Below are 16,360 nucleotides of genomic sequence, written 5' to 3'. Positions count from 1 at the left end.
AATTGCCGGAATTGATTTGAGAATTAAAGAAGAAAAGAAACAGGAAAAAGAGGCGAAGAGAAAGGCTAGGACTAAACATTAGTTTCTAGCCTTTTTTTATTAGGTTGAAAGGAGGGAATGTATGGCTAGTACCGTAAGTGCCACCATCAGAATAAACGATGCATTCAGTGGTTCTTTAAATAAATTACAGTCCGGACTCAGCAAGAGTTCATCAGTGATGAGCAAATTTAAAAGCGCACTATCTGGTGGAATGAATTCCAAAATGCCAAACCAAATGAACTCTGGTTTTAATAACCTCAATGGAACCGTTGGTAAAACTGGAGGATTATTCAGGTCAATGCTTGGAGCTAACATCATTGGATCTGGTGTTACTAAAGGGATATCTGCAATAGGTAATGGAGTTAGGAGTATGGTTACTGAATTGAATGAATCCAGTAAAGCTTGGCAAACTTTTGATGGCAATATGCGGATGTTAGGCAAAAGTCCGGCACAAATTGCTTCTACCAAAGGAGATTTACAAAAATTCGCTCAACAGACAATTTACTCGGCTTCAGACATGGCGTCCACGTATAGTCAATTAGCCGCTGTTGGTACTAAAAGTACTGGTAAATTGGTTAAAGGGTTTGGTGGATTGGCCGCTGCGTCTAGCGATCCTCAACAGGCCATGAAAACATTAAGTCAGCAAGCCACTCAAGCAGCTGCAAAACCAAAAATTCAATGGATGGATTTTAAATTAATGCTTGAACAAACACCAGCCGGTATGGCGGCGGTTGCGAAAACAATGCATAGAAGTACTGGACAATTGGTTAAGGATGTTCAGGCGGGTAAAGTGAAAACTCAGGATTTCTTTGACGCTATTGCCAAAACTGGTACAAATGCTAATTTTTCTAAATTAGCAACTTCGTACAAAACAGTGGGACAAGCTGCGGATGGCTTGAAAGAAACTTTAGCCAATAATTTACAACCAGTTTTTGACAGAGTTGGAAAAGTTGGAATTAATGCCATAAGTGGTCTTACTGATAAAATAGGCACTATGAATTTCAATGGATTAGCTGATGGATTAGTACCTGTCGCTGAAAAAATAGTTAGTGTATTAAAAACTGCCGGCCAAGCTGTATCAGAATTTTTTAGTTCGATGGGTAAAACCGGTGCCTTTAGTGCCATTGGTGACACCTTGGGCAAGGTCGGAAGTGCGATTGAGAATGTAGTTAGCAAGCTATCAGGAAGCGGTAAAGATCCTTTTGCAATGTTCAAAACATTGGGTGGAATTACCGGTGGAGCCATTAGTGGTTTAGCCAAGGGCCTAGGATCCATTGCTGACGTTGTAGGAAACTTAAATCCCGGAACGATTAAATTACTGGGTGCCGCTTTTGTGGCCTTAAAAATGGGTGCAAAGGGATTAGTTTTAACGGCAGTGGTAGCCGGACTAAACGCTTTAAATAAACTTAATCCAGGAACTTTAAACGCTTTGGCAAAAGCCATTACAGTTTTAGCGATTGGACTTTTAGTTTTGAAAACAGTAGGAAAAATTGGTGGCATTTTAAGTAGCGTTGGTTCGGGCATTGGCGCCTTAAGCAAAGGCGGTGGATTAGCTCAAGTAGGACAAAGCGCAACCACCGCAGCGGCCGGTTTTATTAAATTGGGAGTTTCATTATTGCTGGTAGGTGGTGCAATACTGCTTGCTGGAGCAGGATTTTATTTGTTGGCAAGTGCTGCACTCAAATTAGTTGCCGCGGGATGGCCGGCGGTAGCAATGTTCTTTGGCATGATTGTGGCCGTTGCAGCTTTAGCAGCGATTGTTTCAGTTTTGGGACCCGCTTTAATTATTGGATCAGTTGGATTCATTATGTTTGGTGCCGCGCTAATGTTGATTGCTATTGCTATTTTTATTGCTACAGCCGGGTTATCACTTTTAGCCACACAATTACCAACTATCGCTACGTTTGGAATGCAGGCAGCGTTGTCAATTGTTTTATTAGGCGCTGCAATTGCAATATTTGGCGTACTGGCCATTGTTGCAGCCGTTGGACTTGTTCTACTGGGAGCCGGTCTTTTAGTCGTAGGTGTGTCTTTAATTGTCGCTGCCGTCGGCGCCTTGCTTTTTGGTGCAGCGATGTTAATCGTTGCTGTTGGTGTGACGATTGCCGCTGTTGGAATCATGATTTTGGCAGTCGCTTTACCAATCGTTGCGGCATTTGCTTTAATTGCAGCCGTCGGGATGATTATGTTTGGTGTTGGTTTAGTAGTAGTAGCGGCCGTAGCACTATTAGCTGGAATGGGACTAATAATTTTAGGTGTTGCACTTATTATCATTGCTCCTCTTTCTATGCTTGCGGCAGTTGGAATTATGCTGCTTGGTGTAGCGTCAATCGTTGCAGCAGCCGGTATTTTAGCGATTGGGGTAGCTATAATGGTAGCAGCGGCTGCTCTTTCAATGTTAGGGGCCGCAATTCAAAGTTTAGTTTCGGCTTTTATCAGCGCGATGGCGGGAATGGTGTCGGCTGTAACTTCGGGAATGGCAAGTGTTGTTTCTGCTGTTACTTCTGGTATTTCTAGCGCTGTTTCTGCTGCTCGAAGTTTTACAGGAGCTTTGGTTAGTGTTGGTGCTCAGTTAATTCAAGGTTTAGTGAACGGTATTAAATCCATGATTGGTGCAGCTGTTTCGGCTGTAACTAGTGTAGCAAGTAGTGTTGTTAATGCTGCTAAATCCATTTTACACATTGGATCGCCATCAAAATTGTTTAATCAATATGGTCAATGGGTCGTTCAAGGTTTAGCTAATGGTTTGAATGCCAATAATAATGCTGAACTGGCTTCAGCAAGTATGGCCAAAGGTGTGGTTGAAGCTGCTAGCGGTCTTAATAACATGCCTACGATGAACCCGGGCAATATTCTAGCTAACGGGTTTGATCGGGCATTAAGCTCAATCAGTCAAATTGGGGCCATAATGCAACGATTAACGGGAAGCCAAATGGCTGTTAATGGTCAAGTTAACACTTCAGTGACCGGATCAATTACTACACCAGTAAGCGGTGATACGCCTAGTTCGACACCATTCAATAATTCAAATACACCATATGGTAATAATGAAAGTAGTTCAACTGTTCAATCTACTAATGATAATAGTCAAGCTACTGTTAGCTTTGCTCAAGGAGCCATTCAAATTCAAAGCACTGGCAACACGGATTATGATGCTGAAACATTGGTGGCTAAAATCGAAGACTATCTTATGAACGTCAACGAAAGGAGGGGTTAAAGATGGCTAAAAAAATGTATTTTTATATTACCGATAATAAAAACAAAACATTCAAATTACCAATTAACCCCAAAGAATTCAAGATTGAAGCCTCTACCAACGATACGACTGTTAATGTGGTTCGTCTTGGTGAAGTTAGTATTTTGGGCGATGAGAAATTGAAATCACTGGAAATTTCTAGCATTTTACCAGTAAAGGTTAAGGATGCACATTATTTAAGTACTAGTGACGTTTATAAAAACGGCCAGACTTACTTGGATAAATTAGAAAAAATTTATAAGAATAAAAAAAACATGCGGTTGGTAATTTCTACAACGAAAGTGAATTTTAAAGGCGTTATGTCTAGTTTTACGTATGGTATGAGTGAGGGATACTCAGATGAATTTCAATTTACTTTTAAAGTTAGTCAATATCAACCTCACAAAGCCATCAAGGTTAAGGCTAAAAAGAAAAAGGTTGCGAAAAAAGGAAAAGGTCGTTCAAAGCCACCTAAGAAAATTAGCCGTGGCTCAAAAGTTATCGTTAATGGCCGTTTACATCTTGACTCCGCAGGGAGAGGCCCTGGTCAAACTGAAAGAAATGCAACTCGTAAAATTTCATTGATTCAAAAAGGAGCTAAATATCCCTATCACGTGGTCACATTAAATGGTGGTGCCCGTGGTTGGGTTAAGGCTTCTGCAGTAAAGGCGGTGTAAATCTTGGCAGTAACATTATTTACAATTCAAAAGGCTGGTGAATCTACAACTTGGGACGTAAGACAGCTGCTAGAATCAGATATTGAATGGACAACCGATATTGATTTTTCAGCGGGTGAGTTGAAATTTAAATTAGTAGAAGTCGATGAAGGTTTCACTCCTAAATCTGGAGATATTGTACGTTTTAAATGGGATAACAAACCGGTATTTAAGGGACGAATATTCAAATTTGATTATGACGGATCCGAGGTTTTCTCAGTAACGGCTTATGATAGTTTGAGATACTTTAAAAACCAAGATTCATTGGTGTGGCCGGTTTCAACTATTTCTCAAAGGTTTACTAAGGTGGCCAAACTAGCTGGAGTTAAATATAGAGTAGTTAATGGATCTAACCACAAATTAGCTGCTGAAGTATGTGATAGTAAAAGTTATTTTGATATGCTAAAAGATTCGTTTAAATCTACTCAACGAGCAACAAATGTTAAACATTTTTTGTTTGATAATTATGGAACTGTTGAATTACGTAAAACACCTTTTAAAAATATTGATTACTATATAGGTGATAAATCAGAAATGACCAATTTTTCTTATAGTCGTTCGATTGATGATTCAGCTAATATTGTTCGAGTGGTCAGAACCGATAAGAAGAAAAAACAAACGTCCACTTCTACCGCTAAAGCTAGCACCAAGGAAGATCCCAAGAATACTAAGTTTGTGACTCAAACGGTATCACATCCTAATTCAGTTAAAAAATGGGGTCGACTTCAAGTAGTAGAAAAGGCCAAAGATAAAGCTAATACCGCACAAATGAAGCAAAAGGCCAAAGATATTTTAAAGAGCAAAGGTAAGCAAGCTCATACGTTAAAAATTTCCACTTTTGCGACCTTAAGTATGATTCCAGGTAACTACTATCCAGTTAAGATTAAAAGTTTAAAAGACATTGGTGTTGGTACTAAATATATGATGATCACTAAAGCAACTCACAAATTCACAAGTACCACTGAAACAGCTGACTTAGAAATGAAAGTAAGGTGGTAGTTTGGCAGGAGAAAAGATGTTGTCGATGATGAATAGTCGAGGTGGAAATGATTCCGATTATGCCGACATTGTTTTTGGGACAGTTGTTTCTAAAAATCCATTGGAAATTCAAATGTCTAATCAGATGATTTTAAACGAATCATTTTTAAATCTAAGTGAAAGCGTAACTGATCATAAAGTAAAAATGAAGATTGGTGACGAAATTAAAACGGTAACTATTTATGGTGCTTTAAATAAAGGTGACGGTGTGACAATGATTCGCCAAGATGGTGGACAACAATTTTATGTATTAGAAAAAACGGGAGGTGATTAAAGATGGATAACGATGTCGAAGAAATTGACGGTCTGACCATTCAAGATGAGATTGAAGACGATTTAGAAGAAGTCACTTTGCCATCAAAAACTTATCACGTCAAAAATGGTCGAATTGTTGAAATGACTGATGAACGAGAGGCGATGATTCAAGCAGTAGATAAAATCCTTCATACTGATAGATTCATATTTGTTATTTACGATGAACAGTATGGTAATGATTTATCTGAACTTTTGGGTAAAGACTTTGGTTATGCTGAAGTTGAAATTGTACGTATGTTAGAAGAAGCACTCTATGCTGATGATCGTGTTGAAGATGTCATAATTGATGAAGTTAAGCAAACTGATGAAGTTACGTTAAGTGTTATTGGTTCGGTTGAGACCATCTTTGGTCAACTTCCCATTGAAAGTGAGGTGTTGATTGATGACACCAGAAGAAATAGCAAATGATTTAGCAACAAGAGATTTTGAGTACTATATGGATTTGATGTTAGAGAAGGTACCAGACAATATTGATACTCGTCAAGGATCTATTATTTATGATGCGATGGGGCCAGCTGCAATTAGTTTAGCTAGCAGTTCATTAGATTTAGCCAATGTTATTTTGCAAACGTATACTCAAACGTCAACTAGTGAGTTTCTTGATTGGCGAGCTGCTGAAAAAGGAACTGTTAGACAACCAGCTACTTTTGCTCAAGTAAAAGCTACTTTTACGGATTCAGAAGGTAATTTAATTAATAATGTTGAAATGGGGGATCGATTTGCCGGTATTGGTGACGATCCTATTTTTTATACTGTTGATTCTATTAATAATGATGGAACCGCTATTTTAAACTCAGAAGAATCTGGAAGTAGACCAAATGGTTATTTAGGGCAAATTTTACCAGTTACACCAAACGATTCGTTAAGTTGGGCTGAAATTATAGAAATTTCCGTTCCAGCCAGAGATGTCGAAGATGATGACCACTTGCGAGAACGACTATTAGCGCCGGAATCATATATTGCTTATGGCGGGAATATTGCTGATTATTTGGATATGCTAACCAAAATTGACACTGTGGGAGCAGGTCAAGTTTATCCGACTTGGCAAGGCGGTGGAACAGTTAAACTAGTTATTTTGGATAATGATTTATTACCAGCTTCAAAAACGTTAGTTGAAAATGTTCAAACTATCATTGATCCGCCAGATGAACCCGGGATGGGTTATGGTTTGGCACCAATTGATCATGTTGTAACAGTGATTGCACCAGAATCCTTTTTAGTTAATATCCAAAGTACCATTGAATTAGATCCTAACTTTACATTGGATCAAGTCACGATAAACATCAAAAATGGTATTGAAAGCTACTTTGCTAAACAGCGAGAACGTTGGAATGATGTTAATAGTCAAACTGGACGAGGTTACTCATTAAGTATCTATCGTTCTCAAGTCTTAGCAGAAATAATGAAAGTTGATGGAGTACTAAATGCGAGTTTACCGTTATTAAATGATTCTGAATCGGATATTAACATGACTTTTAATAATGAAGTTTCACAACTTCCGATTATGGGAGAGGTGCTTTTGAATGGTTAAATTAAACCAATATTTACCCAACTATTATGATGGTGTTTATGAAATGCAGGAACTCACAAAGTCGGAACAGAATGGTTTTGATGATTTTGATGATGAGGTCAATCGCTGGCTAGTGAATCAATTTGTTACTCAAGCAGACAGCGATGGCTTAAGTATTTTTGAGAATCAGTTAAAAATAGAAACTGATTTGAGTAAGTCATTGGAATCCCGTCGTTATGACATTCTGATTCGAATGTTACCACCACACCCCATCACTTTTCGTTATTTTCAAGATTTGATTACTTCGTTTGATATTAAAACCACATTAAAACGAGATGTATTTGCGCAGTTGATTCAGGCTTTTACGTATCGAAATGAGGTTTCGGACGAACAATTAGACCGCTTAAAGTATTTGATGAATGTATATGTACCAGCAAATATGATTTATGAAATTATGATGAAATCCGAATCACAAACTAATTTTAATTGGTGGTTAGGGGTAGTAAGTTATTCCAAAGTAACCACAGTGGTGAAGGCGAAGACTAAATGGATTAGTGATTTAACCACTGCATGGAAAATCGGCATGGTTTACCAGATTAAAATTAACTCAACGATAAATGCAAAAAAGGAGGTCATCCAATAGTGTCAAAATATAATGAAACAATCCTTACTAAGGCAGGACGGGAGACAGCAATCAAAGCCGCTAACGGTAAAACAAATTTTACAATTACAAGAGTGGTTAGTAGTGCCGATGATTTGTCTGGGTTGACTGAAGCAGAATTATTGGAATTGACTGCGATTCCAAGCGAAGTACAAGAAGCAACCATTACTGATGAAGATGAATCCGGAAACGATAGTATCATCGGAACGGTTTTAACTTTCTTTAATCGAAATCAAGATTATGAATTAGATGAATCCTACTATATTAATACGATTGGATTGTACGCGACTTTAGAAGGTAGTACTGAAGAGTTTTTATATGCTTTAACAACCGCAATAGAGCCGGAATTCATTCCAGACTATAAAGATAATGTAGTTTTTAACTTTGAATTGACGGTATATGTGATTGTTGGTCAAAAAGCTAATGTTACTGTCAATATTGATCCGGCAGGGTGGGCGACGAAAGAGTATGTTGATAAAGCGATTGAGTCTCATAAAGTAATTTTGCCAGACACACTGGCTTATACAGACAAAGCTGAAACCATTAATGAAACATGGAATTTTATTAAAGGATTAACAAAAAATGGAGTTGAGGTTGCAACAGCTGGTGACATTCAAAATCTAGTGGATCAAATTGCAGCACTACAAAAACTGGTAGGCGATTTGGTGAAGATTGTGCCAATAAGTCAGACGGAATACGACGCTTTAGTGGCTGCCGGAACAATAGACACCACTGCCATGTATATCACATGGGAGGGATAGCCTATGATTGGAAGAGAAATAAAAACAATACATTATAATGGCCATCAAGCTACTGGAGGATACTTAAATCACAGAGTAGTCTTTTCGACAGGAAGCTTGGTTAGCATGACTGGCAATTACTACAACAAAATTGTTGATGGAAAAATTGATTCTTTGACAAATGTTAAAAACAAAGAGAATGGGCCTGTAACAACTTCCGGATCGATTGCTTTTAAAGGCATTCCCGGATCAGCAATAGATCCAGATTATTTGGCTCTGATTATTGATAGCGTTAATTCATCTTCGGTTTACACAAAAAATTCAGATGGATCTTTATATACCAAATACGTTTTTAATGGTCTTGAAGCGGTGAAATTCACAAAAGAAATGAATGATTTGGAATCGTTCACTGATGGTGGAAAAGTTAAGTTAGTTTATGATGTTGTTTCCGATAATATCGCGTGGGATGGCACTAAATTTTCAGAATAGATAGGAGGAACTTATGGCGATTTATTATGGACTACAAGATATGTATTCGGATGGAACCGTTTTATGGAACGGGGACCGTCCTTTTATCGACTGGTCAACAGTTGTTAATGGTAAACATTTCGATCAACCAGGAACACTTTTAGATTTTGATATATCAAAGCTTAAAAACGGCTTGCGTATTAAAAGTTCGGGTTACTACGATATGATACTTAATGGTTGGAATATTAGCGATGTTGTTTTAGTACCCTTCTACCAGAATAGAACCACAACCTTAGATATCCCTAAAAACAGCATTGTTGAAAATAAATCTTACAAACTTCCACGCCTTGATAGTTCTCTTTTCTCAGATTATGGAATGTATGATCTATTTTTTAAATATCTAGGCGATAGTAAATTTACTATCCAAAGCTCATTCAATTCAGATCCTCACAGTTCATTAATCTACGTTAACAATCCGGAATCAATTACAAGCTGGGTATACTACATCAACATCGACTCAATCACAACGTATTAAAACTAAAGGAGATTAAAAATGAGAAAAAATAAAAATTCTCTAATTATTTTCGGGGGGCTAGAAACCCGTCCCTATAGTCTTTATCACCACTTTCTAATTTTAGGAGGTGGTTATTTTGGCTGTTAATATTGGTGACAAAGAAATATCAAAAATCTATTTTGGCGATAAATTAATTATGGAAGGAAAACAAAATGATTGGATCGAATTAGAATTACCTCCTAGAGCAGAACCGGGTTCTGGAAATATTCTTTTTCAAGATATGGGAGATGGAACAGCCAGATTATACGGTGGTTTTACGATCACTAAGTCCGACCAAGATTCATACATGTTGTGTTCTCTTCCTGAAGGCTACCAATTTGTTTCTAGTAAACACATAGCCATGGTTATGATGGCAGGACGTACTTTGCCTTCCGGCGTTACGTTAACAGCTAACACCGGTCATATTTCCATTGTAGGAACGGATCATAGCTTAAATACTAATGGTGGAGAAATTAAAATATCTCATACTCACCTTGGTAGTGGAGGTGGTGTTTCTGCAGACTTATCGCCGTTTATTTTAATTAATTACACCAAAACAAACTAAAGGAGGTGCCACGATGGCACAATATTATGTACAACTAGACGAAAAACGTTACATCGCAAAGGTTCAATCAGAACTCAGCTCAACGGATAAAGTGGCTGATTTTATCCATATTTACGTCCCAACTCAATTTGATGAAGTGTTCGGCGAAACATGGGACAAATGGGGCATAAACGAGTTAGGCACACCAATCCACGGCTGGCTACCACCAATCACTCGCAAAGATTTTAGTGATCAAGTAGATGATCTCAATGGAAAGCTAGCAACAGCTAACCAAACAATTAAAGATCAAGCCAAAAAGATCGATGGGCAACAACAAACTATCGCTACACAAGGCACTAGCATCGATACTTTGACTACTGACAATACTACTTTAAAGAAGATGGCAGCTGGTTTAACTATGCAAGTAGCTCAACTTCAAGCAGCAGTTACCCCAGCAGAAACGCCAAAGGAAGGTGAATAGCCATGGATATGTATGCGATGATTCAAATGTTAGCTTCAATGGGAATGCTTACTGACGAAGACGCTATGGAGTACGTTCGAATCGGTACAATCACTGAAGATCAGTATAAAGATCTTATGGGCAAAGAGTATACGTTAACTGAATAGATCCAAAAAGTACTGGTCTCCTGACTGGTACTTTTTATTTTAAAAAGGGAGATCGTTGATTGGAAGATAAAGATCATAAATTACTCATGAGTCACGATAAAAAGTTATCGGAACATGAGACACGCATTAATGATTTAAGTACTAAACTAAATGACACATTAACTAAAGTTGAAGAAAGTAACAAGTATTTACGAGAACAAAACAATGATATTTTGCAGGCTATCATTAAAGGAAATGAACGACACGAATCGAACAAACATGAGTATGAAATGCTTAACCGCCAGCAATTATGGAAATTTGCCATGATTGCACTCGGATCAAGCTCGGTTGTGTATTTAATTATCGATAAGATATTTGGATTGATTAATTTCTAGGAGGATTGTTAATGGATTATATTAATAATTTAAATTTAGGAAGTGCAGCTGAATTAGCGATTATATCAGCAATTATTTACATGGTAATTTCAGCTATTAAAAAAACTAAAATTGATAATAAGTGGTTACCTTGGATTTCAATGATTGTTGGAACAATCGTTGGACTATTAGCAGTTGTTACTACTCGTGATGTTAATTACTTGCAAGGCTCTGTACTGGGATTACTGGTGGGTGGTTTTACATCAGGGCTGTTTGACGGATTTAAGGGAGGTAGTAACTAATGGCTGGAGAAAAATTTAGTAAATTAATTACGAGTGTTAACCCTAAGATTATGAATTCCAGTTCAAGAAATGGTATCAAAATTGATAGAATTGTCATTCATCATAATGCTAGTACTAATAAAAATGTGGCTATGAACACCTGGGTAGCAGGTGGACCAGCTAATACTTCAGCTCACTATGAAGTTACACCAACCGAAATTATCGGATGTGTTGGTGAACAGTATGCTGCATGGCATTGCGGCGGTACGGGTGGTTATGATGTACCTAAAATGGCTAATCCTAATCAACGATCAATCGGAATTGAAAATCTCAATTCAACTGGTGCACCACACTGGAATATTGCCGATGGAACTTATGAAAATCTGGCCAAATTAGTAGCTGATATTTGTAAACGGTACGGAATTCCGTTGGATCGTAAGCACGTATTGGGGCATAATGAAGTGACTGCCACTGCTTGCCCGGGTGGTATTGACGTTGACAAGGTAGTTAAAATGGCTAAAGGCCAAATTACTACTAAACCTAAGAAGGCTGAATACTTTAACTGGACGCCATATAGAATCTACGCTAAGAAACAAGTAGCTGCTTATGCCAAAGCATCTCAAGTGGGATCTGGTAAGAACGTTAAAAAGATCTATAAGTCTAAAGCAGTAATGGAAGTTGTTAAACTTGAAGGTCACCGCTTTAAACTAATTGATGGCACTTACGTAACCGCTAATAAAGATTACGTTAATAATCTTTATTACCTACCTAAATCAAAGATCAAGCAAGTGCGTTCGGTTGCAGCAAAAGGTAGTGGCCGGTATGATGACATCAAGTTTAATCACAAGAACGCTCATTTCCCTAAGGGAACGTACTTTGACGTCGTTAAAATTGTGCCATATGGCAAAGCGTCACGCTTCTTGCTAGCCAACGGTGACTACATCAGCGCCAACAAACTCGTAAACAAAATGGTAAAATAAGAACATCTAGAAAATACTAGGTATGTACGCCTTATAACCTAAAGAAACCCTCAACCGTAATTGGTTGGGGGCTTTTTTTGTTTGGAAAATAGCTTAATTATAAAAATAATTAGTGAATTCTATTTCGCAAAAATGGCACTTTGGCAAAATAGAAGTATAAATAATCTTTCTTATTTATCAAAATGTATTGAATTGGAAAATATAAGTGATATTATTTGACTATAAAATAGAAATGAGATGATATTATGGAATACCAATTATTGTCTATTTACAAATACAACGGAAGTGGTCAATCCAAATCGGTTGAAGAAGTTGAAGATGAATATAAAAGGCGTCTTAATGGATATTCGTCTGTAGTAACCAATTTATATCCTACTTTAGACATTAATGATTACGAGCAGAGTTCAAAATACCCTATATTTTTTGTTCAAACTAATGAAATTAATTCTTTAGTGAACCATATTCTTCATAACTCCAAAGAGATTAGTAGTATTGCAATCAATCTTCCTGGAGTTGCTAGGAACAGTTATACTAGACAATTATTAACGAAGGAAATTTATTTTACTAATGAAATTGAAGGGGTTAAAACAAATAAAAAAGAAATAGAAACAATTGTTGGTGAGGTAGAAGATAATAAAAAAACAAAAAAGAGGTTAGCATCTACTGTTAGGCTATATAATATGACTATTAATAATAAGCCATCCAGAATTGATGAATTAAGTGATTTTAGGAAGATTTACGATGAGTTGTTAAAAGGAGAAATCAATGATAGCGATCTTCCAGATGGTGAATTATTTAGAAATGAAAAAGATGTTTTTATAGGTAATGAATTAAAAAAAGTTCATATTCCTCCCAAAAGTGAAACAGAAATACAAACAAAATTAACATCGTTGATAAAATTAATGAATGATGATGAGATTACAGATGTAGTTAAATCTCTTATTACTCATTTTATGTTTGAAAACACACATCCATTTTATGATGGAAATGGTCGTATGGGCAGATATCTTTTATCTTCTTATTTAGCAAATAAGTTAGATACTTACAGCGGATTGTCTATCTCTGGTGCGATTCATGCAGAACAATCGTCTTATTATAAGACATTTAAGCAGGCGGATAATTTTGATAATCGTGCTGATTTGACTTTATTTATAAAAAAAATGCTTGAAATTATTAGACATGGTCAAGAAGATGTTATTGAGAATTTAACAATGCTGTCTGGGAAATTAAAAAACGCTCTTGATATATGTGAAAGTACATTTGAGGATAATATAGAAAGGACGGTTATGTATATTTTTTCTCAATCTGATCTCTTTTCTGAGAGTCAAGACACTGGGATAAAAGATACTGACTTAGTTAACTTTTTATACGATGACGATCATAAAAAATTTCATAAAAGTTTAGTTCGGAGAACGTTGAAAAAACTAGAAGACAAAAATGTTTTAATAAAAATAAAGGACAAGCCTGCACAACATATTATAAATTCTGATTTGATAAATATACGCTAACAAAAAAGTGACCAAGAGACCGTTTCTTTTTAATACTTCAAAAAAATTATCTATATAAAAGAAAAGTTTCACTATATGCAAAAAAATAAAGACGCTTAAACGGCGTCTTTTAATTTACTCTAGTATTCTTTCGATCTCTACAAATTGATCTAAGTTCATGATGTAGTGCAGGTGTTGCTCGCCATATCCAACTTGCAGCAGAATTACATCTTCACTCAAGTTTCCCTTGGCCATGATGCAAAATTGACCAGCGTGTTTGTGGTACCAAAAATCAGAATTCATTTTCACGACCTCCTATATATAGGTAGATATGTAAAAATATATCATTTTATTTTATGAATTATAAAAAATTAAAGACACCTAATTAGGCATCTTTGTTTATGCAAAAAATAGCTCTTATCCGCCGATGTGTTTTTTTAATTAGGGGGATGTTTGGGGGATTTTAAAAAGTAACCGTCTCAAATCTGCTAGTATCAAAGGATTTAAGACATGGTTCAAATCCTGTACTCTCCTTAATAATTATGAAGCACATTAAACTAAGGTTTGATGTGTTTTTTAGTATTTCGTTTATATATGTTTATGGATGAGACTATATTTAATAGGCCGTTATGAGGTCGTAACTCAGTCACTAGCAATCTTAGAAGGGAATTAAAACTTTGAAAAATACAATTCAACTAATCAAAAATCACTCATCTGTCAGGAGCTTTAAGGATGAACCTCTATCAGATGAAGTTAAAACGCAATTGTTAGATGCTGCTAAGGCAGGTTCTTCATCTCATTTTATCCAAGCAACGTCAATTATTGAAATTACGGATAAGCAAATTAAAAATGAGTTAGCGGACTTATCTAATAGTGCCCCTTATATTAAAACAACGGGATCTTTTTTTGTATTTATTGCAGATCTATATCGGGATGCTGAAATTTTAAAGACTAATCATCAATCACTAGCTGCCGTGGCCAATATGGAAGCTTTAATTGCTGGGGTGGTGGATACCACTATTGCTGGCGAAAATATGGCTCTGGCTGCTGAGGCGTTAGATTTAGGTATTTGCTTTATTGGTGGAATCCGCAACGATCTTCAAAGGGTTAGTGAATTATTGAAATTACCTAAGTTTACGGTTCCTATTTTTGGATTAACAGTGGGAATCCCTAATCAACGTAGTGAGATCAAGCCGCGGTTACCTAAAGCTAATACGATATTTCAAAATCAATATGATTTTAAGGCAGCAACTGACCTAAGGAAATATACTAAAAAAACAGCAGCATACTATGCTGAACGCGAAACCAATCAACAGGATGTAAATTGGACTCAAAAAATGCAGGAATTTTTTGCTGAACCAAGCCGTCAAGATGTGGCAGATTTTATTCGTGAGCAAGGATTTAGACCTTAGTTTATTTATATGAATGATAAAACCCCCTAATCACTAAACGATTAGGGGGTTATTTTTATAATTAGGCTTCTTTAGAAGAAGAGGTTTTACTTTTGATAAAGCCTATAACTGCTGGAATTAACGAAATAACAATAATTCCTAAAACAACTAAGGAGAAGTGTTCCTTAACGAATGGAATATTGCCAAAGAAGTAACCGGCACCAGTACAGACAAGAACCCAAGTTATGCAGGCACTAACGTTGTATTTAATGAATTTACTATATGAAAAGTTACTAGTAGCAGCTACAAAAGGGACGAATGTTCTGATGATTGGCATAAAGCGGGCTAAGAAAATAGCCATTGCCCCATATTTATCAAAAAAGCCTCTAGCCTTGTTAAGATCAGATTGTTTGATAAATTTACCGAACAGTTGGTGGGTAGTAAGTACGTTTCCCACCTTTTTACCGAAGAAGAAGTTCAACGAATCTCCTCCAATAGAAGCAATTAAGAAAATCACTATGAAAACCCAAATATTTAGATGGTAAGTAGGGTTAGCTGCCAAGGCGGCAGCTGCAAATAAAAGTGAATCTCCTGGTAGAAACGGTAAAATAACTGCTCCGGTTTCAACAAAGATAATGGTGAACAGTATTAGGTATGTCCATCCCCCAAAAGTGTTAACAATGTTTATTAAGTGTGAATCGATATGCAGGACAAAATCAATAAGAGTTCCCAAGACAAAATTTCCTTTCTCCAATAATTAATAATATGATACCTTATAACATAGAATGACAAAACGATTTTTAAGAAAAATTAGGTTATGTTAATTTAAATTAAGGAAGTGATACTTTGAACTATAAAATTGGGATGCGAGTTACTGGTAAAGTGATTGGAATTCAAAAGTACGGTATTTTTGTGGGGTTGGATGATTCCCAACAAGCATTAGCGCATATATCTGAATGTAGTAATAGTTATATTTCTGACATTAATGCAGCTTTTCAGGCTGGTGATAAAGTAGAAGGTACAATAATAGATATTGATGAGTACACTCATAATATTAGTTTATCACTTCGCCCGATAAATACTCACTTAAGCATTGGAAAGTGTAAAAGGCAACTAGATGGAGTTCGAAAGCGGGAAAATAAACGTTTTTGGACGAATCATAAACGTAAAATAGGCTTTAAAACACTGGCAGAACAACGTGAAATGGTGAAAAGGGAAAGTTAAATGCATTTTAATTAAAATAATGCTTGACCGAAGTTGATGATCTTGATAGAATATATTCTGTTGTCAAATATTGAAACGTTTAGCGGATGCAACGGGTTAGCGTTTAAGTTAATAAAAAATGTTAATAAAAAAAGCTTGCATTTGAGTTTGATATCTGATATATTTAAATAGTTGTCACGAGCTGATATGAAGCGCTTG

At 36.4% G+C, this 16,360-nt stretch carries 21 protein-coding genes; 19 read left to right on the top strand and 2 right to left on the bottom strand.

Annotated features, from left to right (window positions below):
- Positions 1 to 121 precede the first annotated feature (121 nt).
- From OXT66_RS07895 to OXT66_RS07815, 17 genes are all read left to right on the top strand, one after another.
- Positions 122 to 3,256, top strand: coding sequence for a tape measure protein (locus OXT66_RS07895; RefSeq protein ID WP_268596829.1), 3,135 nt, complete (start codon positions 122 to 124; stop codon positions 3,254 to 3,256).
- 2 nt (positions 3,257 to 3,258) lie between these two features.
- Positions 3,259 to 3,951 carry a hypothetical protein gene (locus OXT66_RS07890; RefSeq protein ID WP_268596828.1) on the top strand — a complete coding sequence of 231 codons (693 nt, stop codon included), beginning with the start codon at positions 3,259 to 3,261 and terminating at the stop codon, positions 3,949 to 3,951.
- A 3-nt stretch (positions 3,952 to 3,954) separates the two neighbouring features.
- Positions 3,955 to 4,989, top strand: coding sequence for an XkdQ/YqbQ family protein (locus tag OXT66_RS07885; protein ID WP_268596827.1), 1,035 nt, complete (start codon positions 3,955 to 3,957; stop codon positions 4,987 to 4,989).
- A gap of 25 nt (positions 4,990 to 5,014) precedes the next feature.
- Entirely contained in the window at positions 5,015 to 5,302 is a 288-nt protein-coding gene (locus OXT66_RS07880) for a DUF2577 domain-containing protein (RefSeq protein WP_268596826.1), read from the top strand.
- A 2-nt stretch (positions 5,303 to 5,304) separates the two neighbouring features.
- Entirely contained in the window at positions 5,305 to 5,751 is a 447-nt protein-coding gene (locus OXT66_RS07875) for a DUF2634 domain-containing protein (protein ID WP_268596825.1), read from the top strand.
- Positions 5,726 to 6,874: a baseplate J/gp47 family protein gene (locus OXT66_RS07870; protein WP_268596824.1), complete on the top strand. Its 1,149-nt coding sequence runs from the start codon at positions 5,726 to 5,728 to the stop codon at positions 6,872 to 6,874. Before OXT66_RS07875 ends, OXT66_RS07870 begins: the two co-directional genes overlap by 26 nt.
- On the top strand, positions 6,867 to 7,496 hold the full coding sequence (locus OXT66_RS07865; RefSeq protein ID WP_268596823.1) for a putative phage tail protein: 630 nt from the start codon (positions 6,867 to 6,869) through the stop codon (positions 7,494 to 7,496). The genes OXT66_RS07870 and OXT66_RS07865 overlap by 8 nt, the downstream gene beginning before the upstream one ends.
- Entirely contained in the window at positions 7,496 to 8,275 is a 780-nt protein-coding gene (locus OXT66_RS07860) for a hypothetical protein (protein WP_268596822.1), read from the top strand. The genes OXT66_RS07865 and OXT66_RS07860 overlap by 1 nt, the downstream gene beginning before the upstream one ends.
- Positions 8,276 to 8,278: 3 nt before the next feature.
- Positions 8,279 to 8,743 (top strand): hypothetical protein, encoded by a 465-nt coding sequence (locus OXT66_RS07855; protein WP_268596821.1) that lies wholly within the window; start codon positions 8,279 to 8,281, stop codon positions 8,741 to 8,743.
- Positions 8,744 to 8,756: 13 nt separating this feature from the next.
- Positions 8,757 to 9,257 carry a hypothetical protein gene (locus OXT66_RS07850; protein ID WP_268596820.1) on the top strand — a complete coding sequence of 167 codons (501 nt, stop codon included), beginning with the start codon at positions 8,757 to 8,759 and terminating at the stop codon, positions 9,255 to 9,257.
- Positions 9,258 to 9,372: 115 nt separating this feature from the next.
- Positions 9,373 to 9,840: a hypothetical protein gene (locus OXT66_RS07845; RefSeq protein WP_268596819.1), complete on the top strand. Its 468-nt coding sequence runs from the start codon at positions 9,373 to 9,375 to the stop codon at positions 9,838 to 9,840.
- A gap of 13 nt (positions 9,841 to 9,853) precedes the next feature.
- Entirely contained in the window at positions 9,854 to 10,300 is a 447-nt protein-coding gene (locus OXT66_RS07840) for a hypothetical protein (protein ID WP_268596818.1), read from the top strand.
- A gap of 2 nt (positions 10,301 to 10,302) precedes the next feature.
- Positions 10,303 to 10,446 carry an XkdX family protein gene (locus OXT66_RS07835; protein WP_268596817.1) on the top strand — a complete coding sequence of 48 codons (144 nt, stop codon included), beginning with the start codon at positions 10,303 to 10,305 and terminating at the stop codon, positions 10,444 to 10,446.
- Positions 10,447 to 10,505: 59 nt separating this feature from the next.
- Positions 10,506 to 10,820: a hypothetical protein gene (locus OXT66_RS07830; protein WP_268596816.1), complete on the top strand. Its 315-nt coding sequence runs from the start codon at positions 10,506 to 10,508 to the stop codon at positions 10,818 to 10,820.
- Between the two features lie 11 nt (positions 10,821 to 10,831).
- On the top strand, positions 10,832 to 11,101 hold the full coding sequence (locus tag OXT66_RS07825) for a holin (protein WP_268596815.1): 270 nt from the start codon (positions 10,832 to 10,834) through the stop codon (positions 11,099 to 11,101).
- The gene (locus OXT66_RS07820) at positions 11,101 to 12,060 is read left to right on the top strand and encodes an N-acetylmuramoyl-L-alanine amidase (protein ID WP_268596814.1); all 960 of its coding nucleotides are present in this window, start codon (positions 11,101 to 11,103) and stop codon (positions 12,058 to 12,060) included. The genes OXT66_RS07825 and OXT66_RS07820 overlap by 1 nt, the downstream gene beginning before the upstream one ends.
- 245 nt (positions 12,061 to 12,305) lie before the next feature.
- Positions 12,306 to 13,568: a Fic family protein gene (locus OXT66_RS07815; RefSeq protein ID WP_268596813.1), complete on the top strand. Its 1,263-nt coding sequence runs from the start codon at positions 12,306 to 12,308 to the stop codon at positions 13,566 to 13,568.
- Between the two features lie 114 nt (positions 13,569 to 13,682).
- On the opposite strand, the gene OXT66_RS07810 is transcribed toward OXT66_RS07815, so the two are convergent.
- Entirely contained in the window at positions 13,683 to 13,850 is a 168-nt protein-coding gene (locus tag OXT66_RS07810; RefSeq protein ID WP_268596812.1) for a hypothetical protein, read from the bottom strand.
- Positions 13,851 to 14,224: 374 nt separating this feature from the next.
- Here OXT66_RS07810 and nfsA point away from each other — a divergent pair, with 374 nt between their 5' ends.
- Positions 14,225 to 14,959 carry an oxygen-insensitive NADPH nitroreductase gene (gene nfsA, locus OXT66_RS07805; RefSeq protein WP_268596811.1) on the top strand — a complete coding sequence of 245 codons (735 nt, stop codon included), beginning with the start codon at positions 14,225 to 14,227 and terminating at the stop codon, positions 14,957 to 14,959.
- 61 nt (positions 14,960 to 15,020) lie between these two features.
- On the opposite strand, the gene OXT66_RS07800 is transcribed toward nfsA, so the two are convergent.
- Entirely contained in the window at positions 15,021 to 15,671 is a 651-nt protein-coding gene (locus tag OXT66_RS07800) for a VTT domain-containing protein (RefSeq protein ID WP_268596810.1), read from the bottom strand.
- Between the two features lie 113 nt (positions 15,672 to 15,784).
- On the opposite strand from OXT66_RS07800, the gene OXT66_RS07795 reads away from it, so the two are divergent.
- On the top strand, positions 15,785 to 16,162 hold the full coding sequence (locus OXT66_RS07795; protein WP_268596809.1) for a S1 RNA-binding domain-containing protein: 378 nt from the start codon (positions 15,785 to 15,787) through the stop codon (positions 16,160 to 16,162).
- Positions 16,163 to 16,360 lie beyond the last annotated feature (198 nt).

Origin of the sequence: Lentilactobacillus senioris, from assembly GCF_026798195.1 — a bacterium.
Classification (GTDB): domain Bacteria; phylum Bacillota; class Bacilli; order Lactobacillales; family Lactobacillaceae; genus Lentilactobacillus; species Lentilactobacillus senioris_A.
Note: the sequence above shows the minus strand (reverse complement) of the source record. Positions and strands in the feature narration are given on the sequence as shown.

What these genes read in the sequence shown, in the direction of transcription:
- OXT66_RS07880 (WP_268596826.1), top strand. Translation starts at nt 5,015, where the DNA reads ATGATGAATAGTCGAGGTGGAAATGATTCCGATTATGCCGACATTGTT.
- OXT66_RS07865 (WP_268596823.1), top strand. Translation starts at nt 6,867, where the DNA reads ATGGTTAAATTAAACCAATATTTACCCAACTATTATGATGGTGTTTAT.
- OXT66_RS07890 (WP_268596828.1), top strand. Translation starts at nt 3,259, where the DNA reads ATGGCTAAAAAAATGTATTTTTATATTACCGATAATAAAAACAAAACA.
- OXT66_RS07855 (WP_268596821.1), top strand. Translation starts at nt 8,279, where the DNA reads ATGATTGGAAGAGAAATAAAAACAATACATTATAATGGCCATCAAGCT.
- OXT66_RS07835 (WP_268596817.1), top strand. Translation starts at nt 10,303, where the DNA reads ATGGATATGTATGCGATGATTCAAATGTTAGCTTCAATGGGAATGCTT.
- OXT66_RS07825 (WP_268596815.1), top strand. Translation starts at nt 10,832, where the DNA reads ATGGATTATATTAATAATTTAAATTTAGGAAGTGCAGCTGAATTAGCG.
- OXT66_RS07840 (WP_268596818.1), top strand. Translation starts at nt 9,854, where the DNA reads ATGGCACAATATTATGTACAACTAGACGAAAAACGTTACATCGCAAAG.
- OXT66_RS07820 (WP_268596814.1), top strand. Translation starts at nt 11,101, where the DNA reads ATGGCTGGAGAAAAATTTAGTAAATTAATTACGAGTGTTAACCCTAAG.
- OXT66_RS07850 (WP_268596820.1), top strand. Translation starts at nt 8,757, where the DNA reads ATGGCGATTTATTATGGACTACAAGATATGTATTCGGATGGAACCGTT.
- OXT66_RS07810 (WP_268596812.1), bottom strand. Translation starts at nt 13,850, where the DNA reads ATGAATTCTGATTTTTGGTACCACAAACACGCTGGTCAATTTTGCATC.
- OXT66_RS07875 (WP_268596825.1), top strand. Translation starts at nt 5,305, where the DNA reads ATGGATAACGATGTCGAAGAAATTGACGGTCTGACCATTCAAGATGAG.
- OXT66_RS07815 (WP_268596813.1), top strand. Translation starts at nt 12,306, where the DNA reads ATGGAATACCAATTATTGTCTATTTACAAATACAACGGAAGTGGTCAA.
- OXT66_RS07870 (WP_268596824.1), top strand. Translation starts at nt 5,726, where the DNA reads ATGACACCAGAAGAAATAGCAAATGATTTAGCAACAAGAGATTTTGAG.
- OXT66_RS07895 (WP_268596829.1), top strand. Translation starts at nt 122, where the DNA reads ATGGCTAGTACCGTAAGTGCCACCATCAGAATAAACGATGCATTCAGT.